The organism is Candidatus Polarisedimenticolia bacterium (assembly GCA_035764505.1).
Taxonomy (GTDB): domain Bacteria; phylum Acidobacteriota; class Polarisedimenticolia; order Gp22-AA2; family AA152; genus AA152.
In genome coordinates this window covers 20,261-27,421 of the sequence record DASTZC010000211.1, presented here as the reverse complement: position 1 = coordinate 27,421, position 7,161 = coordinate 20,261, and the positions used below count along the sequence as shown (strand labels likewise).

5 protein-coding genes are annotated in these 7,161 nt (G+C 68.9%); 3 read left to right on the top strand and 2 right to left on the bottom strand.

Annotated elements, in window-relative coordinates:
• Nucleotides 1-276: 276 nt before the first annotated feature.
• Complete coding sequence (locus tag VFW45_13940) at nt 277-1,455, top strand: tetratricopeptide repeat protein (protein HEU5181885.1); 1,179 nt, start codon at nt 277-279, stop codon at nt 1,453-1,455.
• Nucleotides 1,456-1,640: 185 nt separating this feature from the next.
• Nucleotides 1,641-3,185 carry a CRTAC1 family protein gene (locus tag VFW45_13935; GenBank protein HEU5181884.1) on the top strand — a complete coding sequence of 515 codons (1,545 nt, stop codon included), beginning with the start codon at nt 1,641-1,643 and terminating at the stop codon, nt 3,183-3,185.
• Here the strand turns inward: VFW45_13935 and VFW45_13930 are convergent.
• Together VFW45_13930 and VFW45_13925 are read right to left on the bottom strand one after the other, a co-directional pair.
• The gene (locus VFW45_13930; GenBank protein HEU5181883.1) at nt 3,169-4,281 is read right to left on the bottom strand and encodes a molybdopterin-dependent oxidoreductase; all 1,113 of its coding nucleotides are present in this window, start codon (nt 4,279-4,281) and stop codon (nt 3,169-3,171) included. The two genes, VFW45_13935 and VFW45_13930, sit on opposite strands and share 17 nt — an antisense overlap.
• Before the next feature lie 161 nt (nt 4,282-4,442).
• Nucleotides 4,443-5,720, bottom strand: a complete 1,278-nt coding sequence (locus VFW45_13925) for an aminoacetone oxidase family FAD-binding enzyme (GenBank protein HEU5181882.1) — start codon at nt 5,718-5,720, stop codon at nt 4,443-4,445.
• 47 nt (nt 5,721-5,767) lie between these two features.
• On the opposite strand from VFW45_13925, the gene VFW45_13920 reads away from it, so the two are divergent.
• Nucleotides 5,768-7,108 (top strand): tetratricopeptide repeat protein, encoded by a 1,341-nt coding sequence (locus VFW45_13920; protein ID HEU5181881.1) that lies wholly within the window; start codon nt 5,768-5,770, stop codon nt 7,106-7,108.
• Nucleotides 7,109-7,161 lie beyond the last annotated feature (53 nt).

The window sequence follows — 7,161 nt, the reverse complement described above, 5'->3', positions numbered from 1 at the left end:
CACTTGAGCAGGTGCTAGGGCCGGCAGTTGAGCAGGTGCTGAGGAACAGGGGTAGACTTATAGGCCACGGCTGAAGAACGCTGCTCCTTAAGGGCCGCCACTCGAGCAGATACTCTTGAGGAACCGGCGCACCCCGAGAGGCGAAGATAATTGAGAGGCGTTGCACCTCAGGGACCGGCTTGAGCAGGGTCCGAGGAAATTGTCTCAGGTACGGCGCTGAGGCGGCGTGACTGTCTCATCCTGAAAATAGCGCCACGGGAGGCTGCAGAAGCGAGGATGTGGGAGACGCCAAGGCCGCGACGCGCCTGGGTCAGCGCCCTCCTCCTGGCCGCGCTCGCCTGCTCGATCTGGGCGTGCCGGGGCGCGCAGCCGCCGGCCTCGGCGAAGCAAAGTCCGCGGGCCCGCGCCTTGAAGCTGCTGCGTGACGGCGAGGCGCGCGAGGCGGTGAAGGTCCTGGAAGCGGGCCGGAAGCACGGCAATCCCGACGACGCCTTGCTGCTGGGCGAGGCGGCGCTGCGATGCGGACAGTATGCCAAGGCGCGCATTGCTTTTCGCGAGGTGCTCGCCGCCCGGCCCGACGATCTTGCCGCCTCCCTTCGGCTGGCGCGCATCGACTTCCTGGAGGCGCGCTACCAGGACGCCCTGAAGCAGCTCAACTGGATTCTTGCCCGATCCCCCGAGGACCGTGAAGCGCGGGCGCTGCGCAGCCGCATCCGCCTGCGCCTCGAGGATCTCGAAGGAGCCGCCGCCGACGCGCGGCGCTGGTCGGAGCTCGCACCTTCCGATCCGGAGCCGCTCACCATCCTCGGATCCGTCATGATGCGCCAGGGAAGCGCCGCCGAGGCGATTGCCTTGCTGCGGCGGGCGGTGGAGCTCGATCCGGGCCACCTCGAATCGCGGCTGGAGCTGGCGCGCGCCTACCAGGGCAACGGGCAGAAGCGCCAGGCGGAGGAGACCTTCCGGGAGGCGGGACGCCTGGAGCGTGAGCAGCGCCGGCAGGCGCGCGATCGGGCCGAAGCCAGCTACCATCGCATCCATGCGCTCGACCTGCTCGACAAGGGCAAGCCGCAGGAGGCGCTGAAGTCCTTCGCCGATGCGCTGAGCCATGATCCCACCGATCCCGACCTGCTGCGTGAAGCCGCCGAGGCCGCGCTCGCGGCGAAGGACCCGCAGGAAGCGAAGCAGTACCTGGATCGGGCCGTGAAGATCGCCCCTTCGCGCGCGGGCCTCCGCCGGGCGCGCGGCGAGACGCTGCTGGCTCTCGGCGAGAACGAGGCGGCGATCCTGGAGCTGCTGGAGGCGGCCCGAATCGATCCGGCCGATCCCGCTCCGCACCACCTGCTGGCGCAGGCCTATGATGCGCTGCACCGGCCGGAGGCGGAGCACGAGCGCGCCACCGCCGAGGCGCTGGAGCGCGAGGGCCGGCTGCCGCCGGCCGAGGAGGATCTCCCCTGAAGCGCCTGCCTGCGTTCTGCCTGCTTCTCGCCCTCACCGGTTGGGGTTGCGCCGGCAAGCCCACCGAGCGGACCGCCACGGCGCCTTCCGCCGTCGCCTCACCTGCCGCCAGTGGAGTTGCCGGCGCCCGGTTCGAGGAGATCACGGAGCGATCCGGCATCGGCTTCGTCCACCTCACCGGAGCCATGGGAGAGAAGTACCTCCCCGAAACCCTCGCCTCGGGGGTCTGCGTCCTCGATTACGACGGCGATCAGCTCGCCGATCTCTACTTCTTAAGCGGCGCGGCGCTGGGAAAGGCGCCCCCCTCGGCTGCCGCCAGCCGCCTGTACCGCAACCACGGCGATGGGACCTTCGAAGACGTCACCAAGGCGGCCGGAGTCGCGGGACCCGGCTACGGCATCGGCTGCGCGGTGGGCGACGTCGACGGGGACGGCCGCGACGATCTCTACGTCGCCAATTACGGGCCGAACCTCCTGTATCGCAACCGCGGTGACGGCACTTTCGAGGACATCACCGTCGCGTCGGGCACCGGCGATCCCTCATTTTCCACCGGGGCCACCTTCGTCGACGTGGACGGCGACGGCGATCTGGATCTCTACGTCGTGAACTACATGGATTACCAGGTCGAGAACAACAAGTATTGCGGCGAGATGAAGCCGGGCTACCGCACCTACTGTGGTCCCGAGATCTATCCCGGATCGCCGGATCGCCTCTACCGCAATGACGGCAAGGGACGCTTCACCGACATCTCGGTGGAGTCGGGAATCGCCAATCCCGACGGGCGCGGCCTGGGGGTCCTGGCGCTGGATTACGACCAGGACGGCGACATGGATCTCTACGTAGCCAATGACGGCATGGCGAACTACCTGTATCGCAACGACGGGAACGGCCGCTTTACCGAGGTGGGACTGCTTGCGGGAGCGGCTCTATCCGACGACGGTCGCGCCCAGGCAGGGATGGGGGTCGACGCGGGAGATTACGACGGCGACGGCTGGGAGGATTTCTTCGTCGCCAACCTCTCTTTCCAGCCCTCCTCGCTGTACCGCAACCTGGGCGACGGCTCCTTCGCGGAGCGCAGCTTCAAGGCGGGCCTCGCCGGCCCGACGTATCTGATGACCGGCTACGGCGCCGGGTTCTTCGATTTCGACAATGATGGCTGGCTCGATCTCTTCCAGGCCAACGGCCACATGATGGACAACGTCCAGCTCTACTTCGACAACCTCACCTTCCCCGAACCGGCGCAGCTGTTCCGCAACCGCGGCGACGGCACGTTCGAGGATGTCACCGCGACGCGCGCTCCCGACCTGCAGCGGCCCTCGGTGGGACGCGGCTCCGCCTTCCTGGATCTGGAGAACGATGGCGATTTGGACCTGGTGATGCTGGTGGCCGGCGGCGCCCCGCGCCTCTTTCGCAACGTGGGAGGCGAAGGGAGCCATTTCCTGCAGGTGGAGCTGCGCGGCAAGCGCTCCAATCGCGACGGTTTCGGCGCCCGGCTGCGCCTGCGCGCCGGCGGCCGCGAGCAGCTGCGCACGGCGAAGGCGGCCAGCGGCTATGCTTCACAGTCGGAAGCCATCCTCCACTTCGGGCTGGGAAAAACCACCAAGGTCGAGGCGCTGGAGGTGCGCTGGCCGTCGGGGACGATCGATCGTCTCGGCCCGCTCGAAGCAGATCGGCGGGTCTTGATCGAGGAAGGCAGCGGCAAGGCGGAGACGCTCAGGAAGGGACGTTGAGGGTCCGGCGCTCGCACCAGTTGTTCACGTAGCCGGTCAGGATGCCCGGGTCGCGCTGCAGCGGCTGCGTCTGGCCGGAGGCGTCGGTGGCGCGCACCAGGATCTCGTGGCTTCCCGGCGCAGCCTGGAAGCGATGCGACCAGAGCACCCAGGAATGCTCGTTGGGCGCCGGTGAGAAAGTCGCCTGCTCCCATCGGCGGCCGCCGTCGGCGCTCATCTCAACCCGCGTGATCGCGCCGCTTCCGGACCAGGCCGCTCCATCGATGAGGTACTCCCCTTTCTTGCCCGATGCATCGGGGGCCAGCCGGGCGATCTGGGATTTCACCCTCTGGCGCAGGATCTCCTCCATCCGGACCCCCTGCGGCACGCGCTCCAGACCGACGTAGCGCTGCGTCTGATAAAAGCCTTCGTAGGGCTGGTCCACCACCGTCAACCCGATGAGCCACTTCACGTTCTGCACGCCGTACAGCCCCGGGAGCACGACCCGCAGCGGATAGCCGTGCACCGGCAGCAGCGGCTTGCCGTTCATCTGCATCACGAGCATTGCCGGCATCTTTCGCAGCACTACCAGAGGGACGCTGCGGGCGAACTGGACCGGCACCGGGACCAGCTCGTCCAAACCTGCGTCGGCCCCTTCCATCACCACTTCCAGGGCCCCTGTCGTCGGCCGCGAGCGCTCCACCACCTCGACGAGAGAAACCCCCGACCACTGCGCGGTGGAAATCATCCCGCCCCCCACGGCGCTGCCGGAGCACTCGAAAGTAGCGGGCATCTCCAGTCGCGGCAGGCGCTCCAGGTCGGCGAGGCTCCAGACAGCCGGGCGCTCCACATGCCCTCCGACCTTGAGCCGGAAGGCTTCCGGCCGCAGCGTCGGGATCTCGAGATGGCTGCGCAGGAAGAACTTCTCGGTGGGAGTGAGGAAGGTATCGAGCTTCTCGAAATCGAAGCCGCGGATCTTCTCGGCGGAGGCGCCGGCGGGAACGCCCAGCTTTCCCGGAGAGGACCACGCCGTCCCCCGCAGCGCCTGCGGGACGGCGGCCAGCAACGCGGCTTTCGCGGCGGCCGACAGGAAGCGGCGTCGATCGGACGGGCTCATCAGTGCGGTTCAATCACGGGGGGCGCATCCATGGTGATGGGCTCACCTCAGTCGATCCGACGTTGCGGTTCAGCCGCGGTGGACGAGCACCGACGGTTGCTGCCGGGCGCGATCCCGACGCCCAACGTCGGCTGTAAGCGCAATTCAGCCAGTCAGCAGATCTAACAGCGAGATATCTTAGCATTCGCCGCCCGGGCGGCGCCTTCACCCGCGGCCCGTCCGGTGGCCCAGGCCCACTGGAAGTTGTGTCCGCCGATCGGACCGAAGGCATCCAGCATCTCGCCGCAGAAGAACAGCGCCGGGCGCGTGCGGCTCTCCAGGGTGTCGGGGCGGACCGCCTCCAGCGCCACGCCGCCGCCGGTCACCTCCGCCTTGCGGTACCCCTCGGTGCCGGTCACCGGGAGGCGATAGGCAGCCAGGTGATCGAGGAGCCGGATGCGATCGGCGCGGAGCAGATGGGACACGTCGGTGTCGACGGGAATGTCCGCTTCCTGCAACAAGGCCGCGGCCAGCCGCTCCGGCAGCTGCTTCCTCAGGCGAGCCTCCACTCTTCCCGATCCACCGCGCAGGAGCGGCTCCCATTCGGAGGCCGCAAGGCCGCCCCAGGCAACCCGGAGCGCTCCATCGCCGGCGCTCGACACGGCGCAGTGGGAGATGTCCAGCACGGCGGGACCGCTGTAGCCGCGATGAGTGAACAGGAAACCGCCGCGCGTCTCCAGGGTCCCGGCCTCCCCGGTCCAGCGCAGCCGCGCCGCGAGCGATATTCCGGCGAGGAAGGCGTGGCGCGGAGGATCGGCCAGAAGCGGTGTCAGCGCGGGATAGGTGGGAGCGATGCGGTGCCCCAACTCGGAGGCGATCTGCAGCCCGCGCCCGTCGCTGCCGGTCGACGGAACCGAGAGTCCTCCCGTCGCCAGGACGACCGCGCGTGCCGCGAGGGCCTCCCTGGATCGCAGGACGACGCGCCAGAGGTCACCGCCGGATAGCGGGCCGACGAAGGCGACCGGGGAATCGAAGCGTATGAGCACGCCGCGGCGCTTCGCTTCGCCGATGAGCGCATCGCGCACATCGCGGGCCCGGCTCGATACGGGGAAGAGCTTTCCCGTCTCGGGCTCGAGCTCCAGCGGGATGCGCAGCTCTTCCTCGAAGAAGCGGCGCTGGCCGGCCAGCGGCCAGCTTTTCAGAATCTTCCTCAGGGTGTGGGGCGACGAGGCGCTGACGAACCGTGCCGGATCGCTGCGCTCCGGCAGGATGTTGCAGCGCCCCCCACCGCTGATCAGGATCTTCTTTCCTCCTTCGCGCGTGCTCTCGAGGAGGACGACCCGCGCTCCCGCCCGCGCCGCCCAGAGCGACGCCATCAGGCCCGCCGCGCCCGCTCCCACCACGATCACCCGGTCGTTCCGCTCGTCCTGGTCCATCCTCCCCTCGCGAGAGATGGTCATTGAAGCACATAGCGCCCGGCTTGACACCCTCGGAGAGATCTCCAAGAATGCCGTGTGCCTCGAGGATTCCGATCGTGATTGCGCTGCATCTCGGTCCCCGGGGATCTCTTCCGCGGCTCCTCGCGGCCCTCCTGCTCCTTCTCCTGCCTGCCCTCTCATGCCACAAGCCCGATCCGCGCCTCGCCGAAGCCGATGCCGCCCTGAAAAGCGGCGATCTGACGCGTGCCCTGGATCTCGCCTCGGAGATGCTGCGCGAATCTCCCCAATCCGCCCAGGCCCTGGATCGCAAGGGGCTGGCGCTGCAGGGAATGGGACGCCCGGATGCCGAGCAGACATTTCGCGAGGCGATTCGCCTGGAGCCCTCGCGGCCGGAGGCGTACGACCACCTGGCTGCCCTGCTGTACCAGTCGGGAAAAGCCGACGACGCGATCGAGCAATGGCGCGCGGCGATCCGGGCCGACGGCCGCTACGCGCCGGCGCGCTACAACCTGGGGAGCGTCCTGCAGGCGCGCGGCAATCTGGAGGAAGCGGTGGCGCAATTCCGGGAGGCGGTCGACCTGGCTCCCGAGATGGTCTCGGCGCGCCTCAATCTCGGGGTTGCTCTGGTGAGTCTGGGCAGGTTCCCCGGGGCCGAGAAGGAGCTGAAGGAGGCGGTGCGACTCGCCCCGAAGGACCCCGAGGCGGCTTTCAACCTGGGGGCCGCCTACGTGGCGGCGCGCAAGACGCCGGAGGGAATCGCAGAGCTGCGGCGGGCGCTGTCGCTGCGGGCCGATTTCGCCGAAGCCCACGAGCGCCTGGCGACCGCCTATTATTACGAAGGAAAGCCTTCCGAGGCGGAGCGCGAGTTCAAGGAGGCGCTGCGATTGAAGCAGGATTTCGCGGAGGCTCATTTCGGGCTGGGAGCGCTGTACCGCGAGCGCGGCGACGAGTCCCAGGCGATCGGCGAGTATGAGGCGGCGCTGGCCAGCCAGCCGCGGCACGCCGAAGCCGCCACCAATCTGGCCCTTCTCTACGGCCGGCGGGCCGAGCCGCCGCCACGGGCGGTGAACCGGATCGCCGCCTTCGAGATCTATCGCCGCGCGCTGCTGCGTGGCGATTACGCCGCGGCCTGGGCGACGCTGTCGCAGCGCACGCGACGATTCTACCTGGACGATCCGGAGCGGTTCCGCTACGCCGCCGTGCGCGGCTTCCAGGACCCCGCCGCCCGCGGCCGGCTCGAAACGGCCACCTTTTTCCTGCGCTACCTGGAGCCTCCCGTCCCGACCTCCGCGCCGGGGCTTCCCTACGATCCGGCGCGCATGGATGCCATCCGGGAGACACCGGAAGGAGATTTCAAGGTCGACTTCCGCGTGCTCACCGGAGTCCCTGGGCCCGATCCCCAGCGCTGAGCGCCTATCCGGCGCCGCCGCGGCGTCGCCGCCACGCGTTGACAGCCCCGCGA